Origin of the sequence: Chryseobacterium sp. Y16C (assembly GCF_022488405.1) — a bacterium.
Lineage (GTDB): Bacteria > Bacteroidota > Bacteroidia > Flavobacteriales > Weeksellaceae > Chryseobacterium > Chryseobacterium geocarposphaerae.
Genome location: NZ_CP092711.1, coordinates 2,853,971 through 2,872,482 on the forward strand (window position 1 = coordinate 2,853,971; position 18,512 = coordinate 2,872,482).

An 18,512-nucleotide genomic window follows, 5' to 3' on the forward strand; every position below is an offset into this window, starting at 1 on the left:
CTTTCACTTCTATAAATATTCTTTAAATTTTGGATTAAAACAAAGTTTAAACTCCTGTGTTCTGTAGGGAGAATTTAGAAAATCGATAAAACGGGAATCCAGGTCTTTTTCATTTCTGTCAAGCTCTATAAGGCTTGGATGAAGCATTATTTCCACTTCTTCGTCATGAGAATTCTCCAGGTAGGAAAATAGATTCTCAGCATTTATTTCGCAGGTATTCAAGATGCTGTAAAACTTCACTTTTTTAGTATCAGAATTAAACCAACTTAAAAACCTAAGTAAAAAAAGCTTAATATAGTTGGCTTTACTTGCCGTTTTGCCATTATACTTAAAACTTTCTCCAAAATCTTCATTGATTTCCCTGATTCTCGGAATATGATATTTTCCTGCCAGTTTCCGAACAATTTTATTAATGGATGGAATGATATGAATATGTTCGTGGCCGTCAATATGAGAAATTGTAATGCCCTTATTCCGAATAGCTAAAATCTGATGTTCAATTTCTTTTTCAATGTGGATTAAGACTTTTTTGGACTTAAACCGGAATAACAAATTCACAAAACTATTTTTAAAACCGCCATTTTTTGCTAAGATATTATCCTTGTGCAAAGCTTTTCCGCAAGTGAGATTCACATGAACACCAATCTTTAGATTCGGACATTTCTGGATAACATTTTCTATGGCATCCTCAAAATAGGCTTCATTGGCCATTAAGCTGGCGTGACTTAGAAATCCTTCCAAATGGGCTTTTTTTATGGCTTCGTTAACTCCTTTTGTGAAACCCAAATCATCTGCATTAATAATGAGCTTACTTTTCATTTTTCTTCGACAATTCTTTTAGGTGGAACTTCGTTTTTATAATCATTTCAGGTCTGGTGTCCTTTAGTGGGTCATTATCGATATAATCAGATCCGTTTTCCAGGAGAAACCGTCTATTCATGTTAAAATGATTAAATGTGTCGGAGAAATAGTCAAATCCTTGCTCCAAAACAACCGTATCCGTTTTTTTGCTTTTCAAATCAATTTCATTAAATAAAGTTTCAGCATTTTCATGGGCATTATAACAAATAAAACAACCTGCAGAAAAGAATAAAACAAGACAGAGAGACGAAAAAGATGAAAGTATGCTTTCTGTTTTTTTATTTTTAACTCTTTCCAATAAAGAAAATAAAAGATAGCCAATACAAATGATCCACAGTGTATTAGTAAAGAATATCAGCCTTAAACCGATCATAGGAGAATAGGCTACAATCGGAAGTGTAATAATTCCCATCGCAAAAAATAACAGAAGTCTGATTTTCTCCTTTCTTACTATATTTAGTTTTTTATAAAAAAGAAAAAAGAAAATACTTATCAGAGTTGCCACCGAAAGTTCCGGAAGATAATATCTGTACATCATCAGTACAGCCTTAAACTGTTGTATATATTGCGTAAGGTGGAATATAGAACTCCCGCTCTCTAATTTAGAATATCTTTCTGCATTGGCCGGTGCAAAATACAACAGCATATATCCAATAATTAAAGACACGTAATAAACAGTAATTTCTATTGAAGGCCATTCTTTTTTCTTTAAAACTTTATATAAAAATCCTAAAAAAGTAAAGCTAATCAAGACCGGTGGAATGTGTTCATTCCCCATTCCGGTAAAAATTCCTAAAAGAAAAGTCAATATCAGAAATAAAAAGGATTTTTTACCTTTTAAAATATTATTGCCATACACAAAATACTCCATCATCACATAGATATACCATAAATAAAATGGCATGATGAAAGTGTAGTTACCTCCAAAAGGAGTATAAAAAAACATTTCTCCAAAGAACTTGATGAGAACTACAAAGATAAAAACGATGAGCAATACTCTTCTCATACTGTCGGAATCTTTAAAGCTCGGAGGTTTTCTGAATATTAAAAGATACAGCATGTAGAAAAAACTGTTGAACGTTACCAACCCATACATCAATTTCAGGAAAATGCTTCTCGAAATGAAATTGGTAATCCACTGACCAATTCTTGGGTTGATATGCAGGTAAGAATTAAAACATTCCTCAAATCGCTGTGGAATTGCCATATCAAACAGATAATAAAACTCATCCCTGGTTCTCGGGTAATAAAAAAGACAGAATAAACAGGCTATATTGATGAAAATATAAACTATCTGTGGTAAAATATTCTTTGTCATTTCTTTTTAATTACATCATTAAAATACAATGGCCTGTTTTTTACCTGAATATGAATTCTTCCTATATATTCCCCTATTACTCCCAAAAATAAGATAGTTAAAGAACTAAAAAAAACAGTAATGCAAAGGAGTGTAAGAAAACCCGTTCTGGGCTCGTTATTGGTAAAATTGATATACACTGAAATCGTTAAAAATATAAATGAAAACACACATCCCAGAAACCCTATAAACGAAGCAATTCTCAACGGCTTCACAGAAAACTGGATAACACTGTCTATGGCCAATTTATAAAGGTTGAAAAAATTATAATTCGATTTCCCGGCAAATCTTTTCGGGGCTTCAAAATCTATAATCTTTGCATTCGTCAATCCTATAAGAGAAAGCATTCCCCTAAACATTCGGTCGTGTTCATTCAGGCTGCTCATCCAAAGAACATACTTCTTATCCAACAATCTGAAATCGGGCATATTTCTGGGTATTTTAACATCTGAAATGCCATTCAGAATCCAGTAATACAGATTTCCCATCATTTTATACCGAAATCCTTTATCCAGATTATCTGTACGTCTGGTAAGGATTAAAGAGTCTCCTGCTAGCCAAAGCTGTATCAGTTCTGCTGCTACTTCCGGAGGGTGCTGCATATCTGCATCCATAAAAAGAACAGCATAATCCTCTTGCAAATTCTGTTCAGCAGCATAGTTCATTCCGGCTGTCATTGCCAGTTCATGTCCAAAATTTTTGGACTGATTAATAATCGTAATATTTTGATATATTTTTTGAAGATCCAATAATTTTACAAGAGTCTGATCTTTTGATCCATCATTTACGAAAACCAACTCATAAGAACAATTTTGAATAACCTTCAAATTTTCTTCCAGAGACTGGGCCAATATTCCTACATTGCCCTCTTCATTGTAAGTTGAAATAATGATGTAAACTTTTTTCATAAAAAAGATTTAGAATCTGTCTAAAAATATAAAATATCGCAGTATAAAAATACAATAAAAAGAAAAAGCCTGGCAGAAATTTAGAATTTTATCAATATAAAATCTTTAATCTGATCATAAATTCTATGAAGTTCAGGAAGCCTTTTCGAACTTCCGTAAAAATTCTCTCGCCGGACTTTCTATCAACTTATAAAACAACGCTGAGCTTAAAAGCAGAGCAACCATGTAAATTCCAAACAGGACATCAATATCAAAAATGTACTTTTTCCAAACCAATTGCCTCAGAATATACAGAACAGGAATATGCGTAATATAAATCGCATAGCTTATCTCTCCTAGATATTCTAAAGGCTTTAAAGAAAATACCTTTGTTAAAAGTCCATTATTTCTCGAAATCAAAAGAATGAGAGGAATAAACAACACCCCCATTAATCCGTTATGGAAATATAAAGTAACAAATATTAAACATAATAAAATCCCTATAAAAATGAGACTTATTGAAAAATCGAAATCTTTTTGTTTATGATTTTTAATGAAAAATAATCCTGCAAGATTTCCTATCAGAAACTCATTGATATGAAGTAACGGGAAATAGGTAATAAAATCATGGCTTTCCGTATGTGGACCTTTGTAAAAGCCCGATTTCATATATAAATTCGAAAAAATCTGTGTGACAATCCAGATAAGAATAGTAATCACCCAGATGCTTTTATTCTTTTTTGAATATAAATAATTATAAAGAAAAGGAAACAGCAGATAAAACAAAAATTCAACAGAGATCGACCAGCCCGGAAAGTTCAGAACCATTGCTTTACCCGGAATCCAGCTCTGTAACCCTAAAAGATATAGAAGAATATCCGTAAACAGAAATTTTTCTTCACGCGTAAACCAAAGAAGCAGTAAACCCACTACATACAAAGGATAAATTCTTGCAAATCTGTTCCGGTAATAATCTCCGTAACCAATTTTTTCTTTTTTATGATATGCAACGATCATAATAAAACCGGAAAGGATGAAAAAATAACTTACGCCCACATTCGCTCTCAGAAAGACTTCAGAGAGATAGGGTATCTTATAGAGAAATACATCTTTATTGAAATGCGAAATTACAATTGCCAATGCGGCAACAAATCGCGTAAAAGTAATCTGAGTAATTTTCAAAAACCTGATCTTATTTTATAAAAACACCCACATATTTTCCTTCAAACTCCACCACGGTAGTATTTATCTCATTCTTTTCACAGAAATCCTGATAAGCAGAGTTGTCACCAATATCATCACTCATGAAAACACCCCCTTTTCTTAAATTACGGTAAAGCTCCTGATAAGCCCATATTCTTCCGTCATAGCTTTTATCAGAATCATAGTGAACCACGTCAAAACCAGAAGTTTCGGCAAAGATTTTAGGCAGAGATTCTTTATCGGCAAAACGGAAAAGTTTCCAGTTAGATTTAAGGTTTTCAGGAACTACGTAGCCTACATACTGATCGCCATTCTGACCAAGGTAAGGCATATCTGAACTGTAAAGTGTTCCGTTTCTTTTTCTTAAAGAAAGTAAAGCAGCCAATGAAGACCAGCCGTAAGCAACACCTGTTTCCACCACATGCTGAGCATTTGAAAACTCGCAGGCATAATAGATCAGTTCCAAAGCTCCTGCTCCACCCATTTTGATAGGACATTCCTTTTCTTTTTCTCCTGCCTGTTTCAAAACATCTTGAAATTCATGGTTGAATGATTCGGAATTTACTTCGAAAAGCTTATGAATTGCCTCTTTCTGAGAAACAGCTTTTGAAGCAGCCCAGGAATTTGTTTTTTCCTTTCCTTTGAAAGCATTATTCCTGTTGATCGTATTTTTCAGAATCTTCCTCCCAAGTTCCGGATAAAGATCAGGTCTTTTTAAATAGCCTATAAACGTTTTTAGAACCCTTGTTATTTCGCTCACTGTGTCTGCTTTAAGAGAACAAAAATAAAGATTTTCATTCAATTGCCTATTTTAAAGAATAATTATATTTTTGAATTAATCTTTTCATCAAACTATTAGTCTCCGAATGAAATTCTCAATCCTTATAGCCAATTACAATAACGGGAAATATTTCAAAAGCTGTTATGATTCCATTATTGCTCAAAGTTTTAAAGACTGGGAGGTCATCATTGTGGATGACGCTTCCACGGATAACTCATTAGAGCTGATTAAGAATTTAATAGATGGTGACTCAAGGTTTAAGCTATTTATTAACTCACAAAACGAAGGCTGCGGCTTTACGAAAAGAAAATGCATGGAATATGCTGCAGGGAAATATTGTGGTTTCTTAGATCCTGATGACGCCTTATTTTCTAATGCTCTCAAGGATTCAGTAACCTATCTGGAAAAAAGTAAATACATAGCCACCTATTCCAAATTAACATTTTGTGATGAAAATTTAAATATTACAGAAGATTATGCTAAGATAAGGCAAATAGATAATAGGAAGGACTTTTTCAATTCTCCGATACAGGTCCATCATTTTTTTGCATTCAAAAGAGAAGCGTATCTAAAAACAGAAGGTATTGATCCTTCATTAAAAAGTGCGGTGGATCAGGATTTATATTTAAAGCTTCTGGAGCATGGAAACGCCAAATATTTGCCCGTCCGAATGTATAAATACCGCCAACATTCTCAGGGAATTTCTCAGTCCTCCTCAAAAGAAAAAGCAAAAGAATCATTTGCCAAAGTAATTTTCAATACGATGAAAAGAAGAGGCTTACAATCTCTTCACGGTAAAACAATTCCGGCAGAATATCATAATGCAAAAGAAATTTTTGATCTTCTGGAATACCAGAATTCAATTTCTTACCGCCTACAAAAAAAACTCAGAATATTCGTTCAACAATTATTCAGCTAAGATGAAAAAAGAAAAAATAAAAGTGCTTTTCAGACACCGTTCAATGGAAATGGGAGGGGTAGAAAAAGTGATCCTGAGTATGTTGAACAATCTCGATCAGGAAAAATTTGAGATGACCGTTTGTTTGAATATCAACCAGGGAGAATTACGTGATGAGTTTCCGAGTCATGTACGAAAAGTATATCTAGAAAATGGAAAAGAAGACCTTTCTAAAAATCCATTGATACAAAAAATTCAGCTTGCGAAAAGAAAATACAGACTTCAAAGAGCTCAGAATAATCCTAAAATAGCAGATCAGCTTCTGAATGAGAAATTTGATGTTGAAATTGCTCCAACCTATGCGGCTTTTTCATCGGTTTTAAATTCTGTCAATAAAAACTCAAAAAAGATTGGCTGGTTTCATTCCGATATTACGCTGTCAAAGCTTCAGCCTTTAGTTCCTGATATTTTAAAACAGATTCCACAGTTTGATTATTTTATTTTTGGTTCTCAGCAAACCCGGGATATATTAGTGGAAACCTATCCTGACCTTAAACTTCCGGAAAACCAGGTGATCCTAAACGCGATCCCGATTGAAGAGCTGAAAGAAAAAGCAAAAGCCTTTCATCCCGAATTCCCTGAAAAACCCGTTTTTGTTTCCGTGGCAAGGTTACACAGCAGAAAAGGATTTCATAAACTCATGGAAGCTCATGCAAAACTACTGAAAGATGGATTTGATCATCATATTATCGTCATTGGTGATGGTGAAGAAAAAGAAAATCTGAAAAAGCAGGCACAGGAATTAGGCGTTACCGAAAGTTTTCAATTATTAGGTTCATTGCTCAATCCGTATCCTTATGTAAAAAATGCTGATTTTTTCATTCTCCCTTCCGAATCTGAAAGCTGGCCATTAATTATCGCCGATTCATTAATTCTTCAAAAGCCCATCATTTCAACCAATGTAGGAGGAATTCCTGAAATGATAACTCACGAAAAAACCGGGCACCTCATCAATTATGAAACGGAAGAAATGTATGAAGCCATGAAGAGATTTCTTACAGAACCGGAATATGTTTCAACAATTAAAGAAAATCTGAAGAATATCGAAAAACAATTTGACAATCAAAAGATTTTTGATGCGGTTGAAAATATCATTACTAACTTAGTAAAAAAATAAAAAATGCTTTTTATTTACCGCCTGATTCTTAAAATTCACACCTCTTATCATCGGATGATACAAAACGTTTATCTGAAGGTCTGCATTGCTAAAGGGTTAAAAGTAGGAAAAAACGTACGCTTTGTAGAGGTCCCCGAATTCGGAACCGAACCTTTTCTGATTGAAATCGGTGATGAAACTACTTTCTCCAACAATGTAAGATTTGTGAATCATGATGGTGGACAAAATGCCCTTCACTTTTTTGAAAAATATAAAGATGTAAGAACCTTCGGAAGAATAAAAATTGGTAAGCAATGCCTGATTGGAGCTGACACGATTATTATGCCGGGAGTAGAAATGCAGGACAATTGTGTTTTGGGAGCAGGTTCCATTCTAACCTCATCAATGCCTAAAGGAAGTGTTTTTGCGGGCGTTCCGGCAAAGTTTATCTGTACCATAGAAGAATATGGCGATAAATTATTAGCCAATAACGTGATGTACCCAAGAGAGCTTGAACTTGTACGTCCTCAATTGGAAGCTTACATAAAGAAGCACCTTCCTCACACTTACAAACCGGTAAAATAAATGACAGAAAAGAAAAAAATACTGATCCGGATCGGCTCTCTGCGACATGGTGGAGCTGAAAAAGTATTGATTACTTTTCTTAAAAATCTTCCGGAAGCCAAATACGAAATAGATCTTCTTCTTAATTTATATTCCGGAAAATATCTCAGCGAAGTTCCTTCTTGGGTTAATATCTTATACCTAAACAAAGGCGAGATGATCACCACGAACCGAATTCAGGATATGCCTCAGAAAATCTATCGGGTGGTGTATCAAAAACTTTTAAAAACTTTTCCTGGACTGCTCTATCAGGGAATACTGAAGAATAAAAAATATGATATTGAATTTGCCGCCATTCACGGAATGCGCGATGAGATTTTAAATTCACCATTAAAAAATTCTAAAAAAATAGTTTGGATACACAATGATCTTTCGGAGGTAAAAGGCTACACGAATGATGAAATCAGAAAGTTTTTTGGCTTTGATAAAATCATGGTGATTTCAGAAAAAATTAAAGCAACATTTCTCAATCTGGCACAAAGTGAAGCAGAAAGACAGAAAGTAGAAAAAATATATAATCCTTTAGATACTGAAGAAATTTTAGCCAAAGCTGAGAAACCTGTTCTTAATTACAACTTTGACATAACTTGTCCTACGTTTATTTCAGTAGGAACCGTTTTCCCGCAAAAAGGTTTTGACAGATTACTGAAAGTACACAAAAGACTTCTTGATGAAGGTTTCCAACATAAAATTCTCATTGTGGGTGACGGTTATGATTTTGAAAATATCAAAAAATTAAAGTCAGAATTAGATGTTGATAATACCGCTACAATGCTTGGGTTTACAGATAATCCGTATCCCTATTTTAAACATTCGGATTTTTACATTTTAAGTTCGAGATATGAAGGTTTTCCTACAGTTCTTTTTGAAGCGATTACCCTGAAAAAGAAAATAATTGCCACAGAAGTTTCCGGAGCAGCCGAAATGCTGAATGACGGAGAAATTGGATTAATTGTTGAAAATTCAGAAGAAGGCATCTATAACGGAATGAAAAAGGCATTAGAAAGTCCTGAATACTTTACTACCTATTCGGAAAATTTGAAAGAATATGTAATGCCTTTCGGCTTACAGAACTCTGTAGATTCCATAATGAATATTATCGACAGTTTATAAATCATTTTTCTTTTATCTTTGATCTCATGTCAAACTATTCAACCATACAGAAAGATTTTTATCGTGAGAGCGGAAAATGGCTTTCCACTTTTAAAATATGGGCAAAATGCATCAATCCTAACCTGCATTTCATCTACATTTTGAGAAAAAATCAGCAATTGGGGAAAGTTCCTGTTATAGGATTTTTCTGGAGACTGGTTTTAAGGCATTTCCAAATCAAGTATGGGTTTCAGATTTATCCGGAAACTCAGATCGGAGAAGGTTTTTATTTGGGACATTGGGGAAGTCTGGTGATTAATCCTAAAACCATAATTGGCAGAAACTGCAATATTGCACAAGGTGTCACTATCGGACAGCAAAACAGAGGCAAAAATGAAGGCTCCCCTGAAATAGGCAATGAAGTCTGGATTGGCCCAAATGCCGTAATTGTCGGGAATATAAAAATTGGAAATAATGTTCTGATAGCTCCCAATTCGTATGTAAATTTTAATGTTCCTTCCGATTCTGTTGTAAGCGGAAATCCGGCCCAGATTTATCCTAATGAAAGAGCTACAGAGGGCTATATCAATTATACAATATAGCAGAATTTCTTATTATATTTTACTTAAACGCATAACTTATCTCATCCCATTTTAATTAGTTTTTAAATTTTTATCGTAATTTTATCCTACGTTTCTGATTATTTTAAACATAAAAGGTATTGTAAAACACATGGTTTATCCTGAATTTAATATGATTTTAAGCATATTTTAATATTAAACTTTGTTAAAACCACTTGCTTTATCTACAAAAATTATATTTTTGCATGATTATTGATTCAATCTATTGAATTTGAAAATAATTTAAACGAAATAAATAATTATTCACTTTTAAATTTTATTTTATGTCACAATCCTACGACGTTATTTTCGAAAACAACAGAAAATGGGTAGAATCTAAAGTTGCAGAAAACCCTGAGTTCTTTCATGAGCTTGCAAAAACTCAGAATCCGGAGTTCCTTTATATTGGATGTTCGGACAGTAGAGTGACTGCAGAGGAAGTAATGGGAATGAAACCGGGGGAAGTATTTGTGACCAGAAATATTGCCAATGTTGTCAATACGTTGGATATGAGTTCTACAGCGGTTATTCAATACGCAGTAGAGCATCTTAAAGTGAATCATATTATTGTGTGCGGACATTATAACTGCGGAGGTGTAAAAGCAGCAATGTCACCTCAGGATTTAGGACTAATGAATCCTTGGCTGAGAACCATACGTGATGTGTACAGATTGCACCAAGCAGAGCTGGATTCTATTGAAGATGAAAAGAAACGTTATGACAGGCTTGTAGAACTTAATGTTCAGGAACAGTGCATCAACGTGATTAAGATGGCCTGTGTACAGGAAAGATATATCTTGGAAGAATATCCTATTGTTCACGGCTGGGTTTTTGACCTTAGAACCGGAAAAATTATTGATTTGGAGATTGATTTTGAAAAAATCTTAAAAGACATTCAAAAAATCTATAATCTTACGGATTCGGACTGGGTGATGAGCCGAAAGAAAAAGTAATATTTTTCTAAAAAACAATGAAATGAAACTTTGGAGTATTATTACATTAATGGTCTTTTTAAACTTTACAGCACTACCGAGTATTGCTGCAGTTTTTAATTGGGACCTGCTCCAAACCAACGTCATAGTGAATGAAGAAGAGCCTCATTCTTCCTCATCTTCCTTTGTAGTTTACGAAAAAGCACTTCCAAAACCTTTGGACGTCTTTGATTATCTAAGATTTTTTGAACCTGATTTAAAAGGTAAATCATTCGTACTGATTGATGATGATTTTCATCTTTCACCACTTCTTACTATATTTTCTCCGCCTCCGGAAGCCTAATTTTTATCTAATACGTTTTTTATTGTCTTCATACCTGTTTTGGGTATTGAATCGATATGTACTTCAAAAATTAAATTTCCAAACTTTTATAACTGATTAATCACAGCTAATCAGCTATAGCTATACATTTTCATATCATGAAAAACACATCTTTAATAGGAGGAATAAAGGAGAATTTCCCTTCAGGACTCGTTGTATTTTTAGTGGCACTTCCTTTATGTTTAGGAATTGCCTTAGCATCCGGTGCTCCACCCTTATCAGGAATTATTGCCGGAATTGTGGGCGGATTAGTGGTTGGATCCCTGAGTAATTCCAATATTTCCGTATCCGGTCCTGCAGCAGGTTTAACGGCAATTGTTTTAACTGCAATTACTGATCTAGGTGCATTTGAATTATTTCTTTGCGCAGGAATCATTGCAGGTCTCATTCAGTTGGTTTTAGGGTTTGTGAGAGCAGGAAGTATCTCCAATTACTTTCCCAATAACGTGATCGAAGGAATGCTTGCTGCCATAGGAATCATCATTATCTTAAAACAAATTCCACATGCATTGGGATTTGATAAGGATTATGAAGGACATGAATCTATTTTTGACAATGGTTTAAATCTGAATTATTTCACTGAATTATTTGGAGCTATTCATCCCGGCGCCATTATTGTGACGCTGGTTTCAATTGCCATTCTTTTGGCCTGGGATAAAATACCTGTTTTAAAGAGAATGAAAATGCTTCCCGGAGCTTTAGTTGCCGTTGTTACAGGTATTTTGTTGAACGAAGCTTTCAAAATGACAGGAAGTTCACTGGCAATCAGCCCTAAGCATCTGGTTGTACTGCCTGTTCCGCAATCATTTGAGGATATTAAAAACCTTGTCACAATGCCCGATTTCGGAGGATTTTCAAATCCTAAGGTATGGATTGTAGGGGCTACCATTGCTATCGTTGCTTCTATCGAAACCCTACTTTGTATTGAAGCATCAGACCGATTGGATAAACAAAGAAGAATTACGGATACCAACCTTGAATTGAAAGCTCAGGGTATTGGAAATTTAGTCAGTTCGCTTATCGGAGGACTTCCAATGACTTCTGTTGTGGTAAGAAGTTCTGCCAATGCCAACGCAGGTGCAACTTCAAAAATTTCAGCAATTATTCATGGAGTTTTATTGTTAATTTGTGTACTTTCAATTCCTATGATTCTGAATTTAATTCCATTAGCGACATTAGCAGCGGTGTTAATTTTAGTAGGATATAAACTTGCAAAGCCTGCTACATTTAAGCATTTCTGGCATTTAGGAAAATTCCAGTTCATTCCTTTTGTTGCAACCGTAATTGCCGTAGTTGCCACAGATCTTTTGAAGGGGGTAGGAATAGGTTTGGCCATTTCAATTTTCTATATTCTTCAGGGAAACATGAAAAGAGCATACTATTTGAGCCGGGAAAAGCTGAATGATGCAGACGGAATCAATATTAAATTAGCAGAGGAAGTATCTTTTTTAAACAAAGCAGCTATTAAGAAGACATTAAAAAATATTAAACCTAAGTCTAATGTGATTATTGATGCACGAGGAACTTCATATATCGCCACTGATGTTCTGGAAATGATCCAGGATTTTGCGAATATCCGAGCCAAGGAAGAAGACATCAATGTTGAGCTTTTAGGCTTTAAAACATCATATAAAGATTATGAGAGCAGCGAGGATTCTCATGTTTTAATTACACACACAAGAGCAATGTAGCTCACAAATTATTATTTTTAAATTTTAAATATTACATTCTATCATATGAAAGCACATACATACGAAACCCAGTCAACAATTACTCCTGAAAAAGCATTAGAATTTTTAAAGGAAGGAAATCAAAGATTCGTCAATAATTTAAAAGCCAACAGAGACCTTTTGGAGCAAGTAAATGCAACCCGTGAAGGACAATGGCCTTTCGCTGTTGTTTTAAGCTGTATCGATAGCCGTACTTCTGCAGAGCTTATCTTTGACCAGGGATTGGGAGATATTTTCAGTATCAGAATTGCCGGTAATTTCGTTAATCAGGATATTTTAGGTTCCATGGAGTTTGGCTGCAATGTAGCTGGTTCTAAGCTTATTGTTGTTTTGGGACACACTAAATGTGGCGCCTTAAAAGGAGGATTAGACGCTGCACAGATCGAAGGATTAGGAATGGATAATCTTAACCACCTGATCAATCATTTTGACCCGATCATTAAAGAAGTAATTGAAGAGGGAGAAGAAAGATCTTCAAAAAACAGTTCGCTTCTGGAAAGATTAAATCAACAAAATGTAAGAAGTGCTATTGAGGATATTCGTAAACAAAGCTCTCCGTTGAAAAACCTTGAAAAAGAAGGTAAGATTAAAATCGTAGGGGCAAATTACGATGTAGAAACCGGCGCCGTAACCTGGTTATAATTTATAAAAATACTTTAAAAAATTTCGGCGGGGAGCTTTGCTCCCCGCCGAAATTTTATTTTCCATTAAAAGCTGACATTGTATTGTTGATTCCCGCAAAAACAAATGAAAGACAGGCTTTAGCGAACTTTTCAATCCTCTCCGGAAGTTTTTCAGCTTCAGATTCGTTCCAGGTTCCTAATACATAATCTACTTGCTTTCCTTCAGAAAATTCTGCTGAAATTCCAAAACGAAGTCTGGCATAATTTTGTGTCTGCAGTACTTCGATGATGTTCTTTAATCCATTATGTCCCGCATCAGATCCTTTACCTTTCAACCTTAAAGTTCCAAAAGGAAGAGCCAGATCATCCGTTACAATGAGAACGTTCTCCAAAGGAATGTTTTCTTTCTGCATCCAGTACCTCACGGCATTTCCTGAAAGATTCATATAGGTATCAGGTTTTAAAAGCAGAACTCTCCTTCCTTTATATTTCCCGTCAGCCAGCCATCCAAAATTACTCGTATTGAATGGAACTTCAAGAGTTTCCGCAATTTTTTCAACAACCTTAAATCCTATATTATGACGTGTATTTTCATATTCAGACCCTTTGTTTCCAAGTCCGACAATTAAATATTTCATTTAAAAATTTTTACAAAATTAAGAGATATAAAATAAAAAACTCAATCCTGAAGAGAATTGAGCTTTTTAAATATCGTTATTTTTTTATTTTACAAAGGCTTATAAATATAATATCTACCATACCCTTTCGTCAAATAAGTCTGCTGATCATATGTGAAGTTTGTAGAGGTAACTACTGGAGCAGGAACCGGTACATTCAGATCTGTAAAAGATACTCTGGACGGGTTGTTTGGAGACAACATAAGGCATCTGCTATCATTAAGCGATGTAGATAATATATATGAAATTTTATATGCAGTAGGCAATAAAGTATACGGACTTATTCTATCATCATAGTTCAAGAATCCGAATTCATATTTAACCATTATAGGATCATTCACACCTGCTGTAATCGTTCCAAACCCCTTTTCAACTTTAGATATGTTGTCACCTAAATAAGTATACTTAGCTTCAGAATATGCAGTATATTCAAAAGGAGTTCCTGATACCTCTAAACCTGTTTTCATTGTAATCGTTTCAAGTTTTGCTGTAGATGCATTATATTTCAGAGTATATACTGATTTCGTTTGCTTATCTAAAACCTGAGCTGGAGGAGTTCCTGTCAATTTATAAATATTTCTGTTTTCCGTAATTGATTCTAATCTACCGGAAGCGCCATAAGTGAACAACTGCGTATAAGTAACTTTACCCGGATCAAGAGTCCCGTTGTTATCCAAATCTAAGAACCCGTCAAAAGTGATTTTACTTATTCTGTCACCACTATATGCAATATCAGTAATGGATGCGCCATTATTCACTTTAGTTAAAAGTAGTCCCGTATAATGATAATCAGCAACGGTAGCAAAATCCGTGATCTCCTGATGTAATGCTCTGGCTCCATTTAGGCCAGTATTTGTATTAAGGTCTACAAGAGGATCTCCATTTTCATCAGCTAAATCTTTACATGAATGGATAGAGGAAATACCTGCTACAAGTAAAATAAAGTAGAAAAGTCGCTTCATTTCTTAAAAGGATTATTTATTTTTCCACAAATATAATTTTTTTTTGCATAAAAATTACATTTTTATTTATTTTCTCACAAAAACGACAACAATAAAAACCTTAAAACAAGGTAATTAGTATTTTTCTATACTTTCAAAATGGCTTTTAATAAAAGATTAACCTCATCCACATTTCTCACTTTATCCTTCCTCATCATAAGATTGTTTCCTTCTTTCCCTGTTTTCTCTTTCAACTGCGCCTCTGCAGGATTTTGAGTAAGATAAGTAATGATATGTCTGAATTTATCCGTCTGGTAAAATTTATCCTGCGGATTGCTAGGGAAATACCCTAGGAACACTCCATTCTTCATAACAATTTTTTCAAAGCCGATTTCCGCAGCCAACCATTTTAAACTCACACTTTTCAATAAATTGACAGCTTCTTTTGGCAGGTTTCCGAAACGGTCTATCAATTCAGACTCAAACTTTAATAGATTTTCTTCACTGTCTATTTCGGCAAGCTTCTGATAAAGCAATAATCTCTCTTCTGTATTTGAGATATACCAATCCGGCAGCATCAATTCCAGATCCGTATCAATATTTACATCCTTTGTAGATTTAAATAGCTTATTTCTGTCTTCTTCGTTTTCAAAAAGATTTTCAAATTCCTGATCGTCTTTTAACTCCTCTAAAGCTTCCTGCATTAATTTCTGATAGGTTTCAAATCCCATTTCATTAATAAACCCACTTTGTTCTGCACCTAATAAATCTCCGGCTCCACGGATTTCCAAATCTTTCATGGCGATCTGAAAACCACTTCCCAAATCAGAAAACTGTTCAATTGCTTCAAGACGTTTTCTCGCATCCGAAGTCATCATATCATAAGGAGGCGTAATCAAATAACAGAAAGCTTTTCTGTTGCTACGCCCTACACGACCTCTCATCTGGTGAAGATCTGCCATTCCGAAACGTTGAGCATCATTAATGAAAATCGTGTTCGCATTTGGCACATCTACCCCACTTTCCACAATGGTTGTAGAAACCAGAACGTCATATTTCCCATCCATAAAATCCAGCACGTTCTTTTCCAATTGTTTCCCTTCCATTTGTCCGTGACCGGTAATTACTCTCGCATCCGGAACCAGTCTTTGAATCAATCCTGCAATATCTTTAAGGTTTTCTATTCTGTTATTGATAAAATAAACCTGACCGTCGCGCTGTAATTCATACGAAACGGCATCGCGAAGAATTTCTTCATTAAATCCTATCAACTGGGTGTCTACAGGCTGTCTGTTTGGTGGTGGCGTTTTAATAACAGATAAATCTCTTGCAGCCATTAAAGAAAACTGCAATGTTCTCGGAATCGGCGTTGCTGTAAGTGTTAAAGTATCAACATCAGCTTTCAGCGTTTTCAGTTTGTCTTTTACGGAAACCCCGAATTTATGTTCCTCATCAATGATTAACAGCCCTAAATCTTTAAATTTCACTGAGCTGCTTGCCAATTGATGCGTCCCTATAATAATATCAACTTTTCCTTCTTTTAAAGCTTCCAGCGTTTCAGATTTTTGTTTTGCCGTTCTGAAACGATTGATATAGGCCACATTCACCGGAAAATCTTTTAACCTTTCTTTAAAACTTCTGTAATGCTGGAAAGCCAAAATAGTTGTCGGCACCAATACCGCAACCTGTTTTCCGTCTGTTGCTGCTTTGAACGCTGCACGAATTGCCACTTCCGTTTTACCGAAACCAACATCTCCACATACAAGACGATCCATCACCGTATCGGCTTCCATATCTTTCTTCACATCAATGGTAGCCTTTTCCTGGTCTGGCGTATCTTCATAAAGGAAACTCGCCTCCAGTTCATTTTGCAGATAAGAATCAGGAGTATAGGCAAAACCCTTCGCGGATTTTCTTTGGGCATATAATTTTATCAGGTCAAATGCAAGTTGTTTTACCCGTGCCTTTGTTTTTTGTTTTAAAGACTTCCAGGTAGGAGAACCTAATTTACTTAAAACAATTTCTTTTCCGTCGGGTCCGTTATATTTTGAAATTTTATGAAGTGAATGAATACTTACGTACAATAAATCTCCGTTTTTATAGGTCAGCTTAAAGCATTCCTGAATTTTGCCATCATTATTGACTTTTACCAATCCCATGAATTTTCCAATTCCGTGATCAATATGTGCAATATAATCTCCTATTTTCAACGACATCAGATCTTTCAGTGTCAACTGCTCCGATTTAGCGAATGTATTTTTTGCCTTATATCTTTGGTATCGATCGAAAATCTGGTGATCCGTATAGACTAAAATTTTATGATCATTATCTACAAAACCTTCATGAAGTTCAGATTTAAAACTTTTAAAAGGAAGCTGATGCTCCAGTTCCTCAAAAATAGATTCTAATCTTTCTTTCTGCTTTTCTGTTGAAAAAGAAATCCAGGTATCAAAACCTGCATTCTGCTTTTCTTCAAGATCTTCAATTAATAATTCGAAATTTTTATGGAAAGTTGGCTGTGCGGTCTGGTCGATTTTCATTTCCGTTAATTCGATCAGTCCTTCAATAGAAGCACTTCCGAAATCAACTGTTTTAAACTTTTTATAATCAAATAAAAATTCCTGATCAGAAATGAATAATTCCTGAGGTGTTCTGTGAGCAATATCTTTATTTAAAGTATCATATTTTACCAACGATTTTTCGTAGAATGTTTTCAGCTTCTGCATTCCGATAACCCCGTTTTTAGAAATCACGAAGCTTTCTTTTGGCAATAACTGAAGTAGTGAAACCCTGCTTCCTGTCACCGTAAAATTCATGTTGGAAACCAATTGAAAATCATTCACCTTTTCTACTGAAAGCTGGGTTTCTATATCAAACGTTTTTATGCTTTCCACCTCATTTCCAAAGAAAGTGATACGATACGGCTTTTCATTCGAGAACGAAAACACATCAACAATTCCTCCTCTCACGGAAAATTCTCCAGGCTCAGAAACAAAATCTGCCTGCTGGAAGTTATAGTGGTTCAACAGTTCATCTACAAAATCAAAATCAAGCTGGTCACCTACTTTAATATGATGTGAAATTGCCTTAAAATCTTCCTTCTTTAAGACCTTTTCAGACAAAGCTCCCGAATAAGCTACAATCACTTTCGGAGCTTTACTGGAAGTAATTTTATTGATTACTTCCGTTCTCAATACCAAATTGGCATTTTGCGTCTTTTCAATCTGATACGGTTCAAGAAGTGTTGCAGGAAAGTACAAAACCTTATCTTTTCCCAACAGATCTTCCATTTCTGTATTGGCATACAAAGCGTCTTCCTTATCATCTACTAAATACAAAATATGTTTTTTATGAGTAAGGAAAAGTTCAGCTACAAAAATTGAAACCGAAGATCCCGCGTTTCCTTTTACAGAAATATGTTGGTTATTTTCTAACTGAATAAAAATCTCCTTTCCAAATTCATTTTTAAGCAAATCGGGAAGAAATTTTTCGCTGATGGTTTTTAACTGCATAAAATAATATGGTATAAACGACAAAAGCGATTTCGGGAGTTTTCCGAAACCGTTTGATCTTCACAAAGATAAGGATAAATATTTTTCACAAAAGAGTTGGATATTATCTAAAAAACAATCCTTTTCAATAAAAGATACGCAAATCATAACGTTTTATTAAAAATTTTAAATGATGTTAAAAAATATTAAATTATTCTTACACGGCACACGATTTGGGGTTTTACACTTACCAAACC

At 34.7% G+C, this 18,512-nt stretch carries 17 protein-coding genes; 9 read left to right on the forward strand and 8 right to left on the reverse strand.

Features of this window, described 5'->3' with window-relative positions; genetic code table 11:
- Nucleotides 1–9 precede the first annotated feature (9 nt).
- From MKS83_RS12765 to MKS83_RS12785, 5 genes are all read right to left on the reverse strand, one after another.
- The gene (locus tag MKS83_RS12765) at nucleotides 10–819 is read right to left on the reverse strand and encodes a carbohydrate deacetylase (protein ID WP_240580003.1); all 810 of its coding nucleotides are present in this window, start codon (nucleotides 817–819) and stop codon (nucleotides 10–12) included.
- Nucleotides 809–2,179: a DUF6056 family protein gene (locus MKS83_RS12770; RefSeq protein WP_240580004.1), complete on the reverse strand. Its 1,371-nt coding sequence runs from the start codon at nucleotides 2,177–2,179 to the stop codon at nucleotides 809–811. Before MKS83_RS12770 ends, MKS83_RS12765 begins: the two co-directional genes overlap by 11 nt.
- Nucleotides 2,176–3,126 carry a glycosyltransferase family 2 protein gene (locus MKS83_RS12775; RefSeq protein ID WP_240580005.1) on the reverse strand — a complete coding sequence of 317 codons (951 nt, stop codon included), beginning with the start codon at nucleotides 3,124–3,126 and terminating at the stop codon, nucleotides 2,176–2,178. Before MKS83_RS12775 ends, MKS83_RS12770 begins: the two co-directional genes overlap by 4 nt.
- A 132-nt stretch (nucleotides 3,127–3,258) precedes the next feature.
- A complete protein-coding gene (locus MKS83_RS12780) occupies nucleotides 3,259–4,287 on the reverse strand; it encodes an acyltransferase family protein (protein WP_240580006.1) in 1,029 nt (342 codons plus the stop codon).
- A gap of 10 nt (nucleotides 4,288–4,297) precedes the next feature.
- Nucleotides 4,298–5,068 carry a class I SAM-dependent methyltransferase gene (locus MKS83_RS12785; protein ID WP_240580007.1) on the reverse strand — a complete coding sequence of 257 codons (771 nt, stop codon included), beginning with the start codon at nucleotides 5,066–5,068 and terminating at the stop codon, nucleotides 4,298–4,300.
- A gap of 106 nt (nucleotides 5,069–5,174) precedes the next feature.
- Here MKS83_RS12785 and MKS83_RS12790 point away from each other — a divergent pair, with 106 nt between their 5' ends.
- From MKS83_RS12790 to MKS83_RS12830, 9 genes are all read left to right on the forward strand, one after another.
- Nucleotides 5,175–6,008, forward strand: coding sequence for a glycosyltransferase family 2 protein (locus MKS83_RS12790; protein ID WP_240580008.1), 834 nt, complete (start codon nucleotides 5,175–5,177; stop codon nucleotides 6,006–6,008).
- A gap of 1 nt (nucleotide 6,009) precedes the next feature.
- Nucleotides 6,010–7,164 carry a glycosyltransferase gene (locus MKS83_RS12795; protein WP_240580009.1) on the forward strand — a complete coding sequence of 385 codons (1,155 nt, stop codon included), beginning with the start codon at nucleotides 6,010–6,012 and terminating at the stop codon, nucleotides 7,162–7,164.
- Between the two features lie 3 nt (nucleotides 7,165–7,167).
- Nucleotides 7,168–7,728, forward strand: coding sequence for an acyltransferase (locus MKS83_RS12800; protein WP_100377290.1), 561 nt, complete (start codon nucleotides 7,168–7,170; stop codon nucleotides 7,726–7,728).
- Nucleotides 7,729–8,880: a glycosyltransferase gene (locus MKS83_RS12805; RefSeq protein WP_240580010.1), complete on the forward strand. Its 1,152-nt coding sequence runs from the start codon at nucleotides 7,729–7,731 to the stop codon at nucleotides 8,878–8,880.
- 26 nt (nucleotides 8,881–8,906) lie between these two features.
- The gene (locus MKS83_RS12810) at nucleotides 8,907–9,461 is read left to right on the forward strand and encodes a serine acetyltransferase (protein ID WP_240580011.1); all 555 of its coding nucleotides are present in this window, start codon (nucleotides 8,907–8,909) and stop codon (nucleotides 9,459–9,461) included.
- Nucleotides 9,462–9,763: 302 nt separating this feature from the next.
- Nucleotides 9,764–10,432 carry a carbonic anhydrase gene (locus MKS83_RS12815; protein WP_100377293.1) on the forward strand — a complete coding sequence of 223 codons (669 nt, stop codon included), beginning with the start codon at nucleotides 9,764–9,766 and terminating at the stop codon, nucleotides 10,430–10,432.
- 22 nt (nucleotides 10,433–10,454) lie between these two features.
- Nucleotides 10,455–10,754, forward strand: coding sequence for a hypothetical protein (locus MKS83_RS12820; protein ID WP_240580012.1), 300 nt, complete (start codon nucleotides 10,455–10,457; stop codon nucleotides 10,752–10,754).
- Nucleotides 10,755–10,891: 137 nt separating this feature from the next.
- Nucleotides 10,892–12,484 (forward strand): SulP family inorganic anion transporter, encoded by a 1,593-nt coding sequence (locus tag MKS83_RS12825; protein ID WP_240580013.1) that lies wholly within the window; start codon nucleotides 10,892–10,894, stop codon nucleotides 12,482–12,484.
- A 45-nt stretch (nucleotides 12,485–12,529) separates the two neighbouring features.
- Nucleotides 12,530–13,165, forward strand: coding sequence for a carbonic anhydrase (locus MKS83_RS12830; RefSeq protein WP_240580014.1), 636 nt, complete (start codon nucleotides 12,530–12,532; stop codon nucleotides 13,163–13,165).
- A gap of 55 nt (nucleotides 13,166–13,220) precedes the next feature.
- Here MKS83_RS12830 and pth read toward each other — a convergent pair whose 3' ends face one another.
- The 3 genes from pth to mfd form a co-directional block, all read right to left on the reverse strand.
- Entirely contained in the window at nucleotides 13,221–13,784 is a 564-nt protein-coding gene (gene pth, locus MKS83_RS12835) for an aminoacyl-tRNA hydrolase (RefSeq protein ID WP_240580015.1), read from the reverse strand.
- Between the two features lie 89 nt (nucleotides 13,785–13,873).
- Complete coding sequence (locus MKS83_RS12840) at nucleotides 13,874–14,785, reverse strand: hypothetical protein (RefSeq protein ID WP_240580016.1); 912 nt, start codon at nucleotides 14,783–14,785, stop codon at nucleotides 13,874–13,876.
- A gap of 125 nt (nucleotides 14,786–14,910) precedes the next feature.
- Nucleotides 14,911–18,276, reverse strand: coding sequence for a transcription-repair coupling factor (gene mfd, locus MKS83_RS12845; RefSeq protein ID WP_240580017.1), 3,366 nt, complete (start codon nucleotides 18,274–18,276; stop codon nucleotides 14,911–14,913).
- Nucleotides 18,277–18,512 lie beyond the last annotated feature (236 nt).

Excerpts from the sequence above, each read along its gene's own strand:
- MKS83_RS12765 (WP_240580003.1), bottom strand. The coding sequence starts at position 819 with ATGAAAAGTAAGCTCATTATTAATGCAGATGATTTGGGTTTCACAAAA.
- MKS83_RS12770 (WP_240580004.1), bottom strand. The coding sequence starts at position 2,179 with ATGACAAAGAATATTTTACCACAGATAGTTTATATTTTCATCAATATA.
- MKS83_RS12775 (WP_240580005.1), bottom strand. The coding sequence starts at position 3,126 with ATGAAAAAAGTTTACATCATTATTTCAACTTACAATGAAGAGGGCAAT.
- MKS83_RS12790 (WP_240580008.1), top strand. The coding sequence starts at position 5,175 with ATGAAATTCTCAATCCTTATAGCCAATTACAATAACGGGAAATATTTC.
- MKS83_RS12795 (WP_240580009.1), top strand. The coding sequence starts at position 6,010 with ATGAAAAAAGAAAAAATAAAAGTGCTTTTCAGACACCGTTCAATGGAA.
- MKS83_RS12800 (WP_100377290.1), top strand. The coding sequence starts at position 7,168 with ATGCTTTTTATTTACCGCCTGATTCTTAAAATTCACACCTCTTATCAT.
- MKS83_RS12805 (WP_240580010.1), top strand. The coding sequence starts at position 7,729 with ATGACAGAAAAGAAAAAAATACTGATCCGGATCGGCTCTCTGCGACAT.
- MKS83_RS12810 (WP_240580011.1), top strand. The coding sequence starts at position 8,907 with ATGTCAAACTATTCAACCATACAGAAAGATTTTTATCGTGAGAGCGGA.
- MKS83_RS12815 (WP_100377293.1), top strand. The coding sequence starts at position 9,764 with ATGTCACAATCCTACGACGTTATTTTCGAAAACAACAGAAAATGGGTA.
- MKS83_RS12820 (WP_240580012.1), top strand. The coding sequence starts at position 10,455 with ATGAAACTTTGGAGTATTATTACATTAATGGTCTTTTTAAACTTTACA.
- MKS83_RS12825 (WP_240580013.1), top strand. The coding sequence starts at position 10,892 with ATGAAAAACACATCTTTAATAGGAGGAATAAAGGAGAATTTCCCTTCA.
- MKS83_RS12830 (WP_240580014.1), top strand. The coding sequence starts at position 12,530 with ATGAAAGCACATACATACGAAACCCAGTCAACAATTACTCCTGAAAAA.
- pth (WP_240580015.1), bottom strand. The coding sequence starts at position 13,784 with ATGAAATATTTAATTGTCGGACTTGGAAACAAAGGGTCTGAATATGAA.
- MKS83_RS12840 (WP_240580016.1), bottom strand. The coding sequence starts at position 14,785 with ATGAAGCGACTTTTCTACTTTATTTTACTTGTAGCAGGTATTTCCTCT.
- mfd (WP_240580017.1), bottom strand. The coding sequence starts at position 18,276 with ATGCAGTTAAAAACCATCAGCGAAAAATTTCTTCCCGATTTGCTTAAA.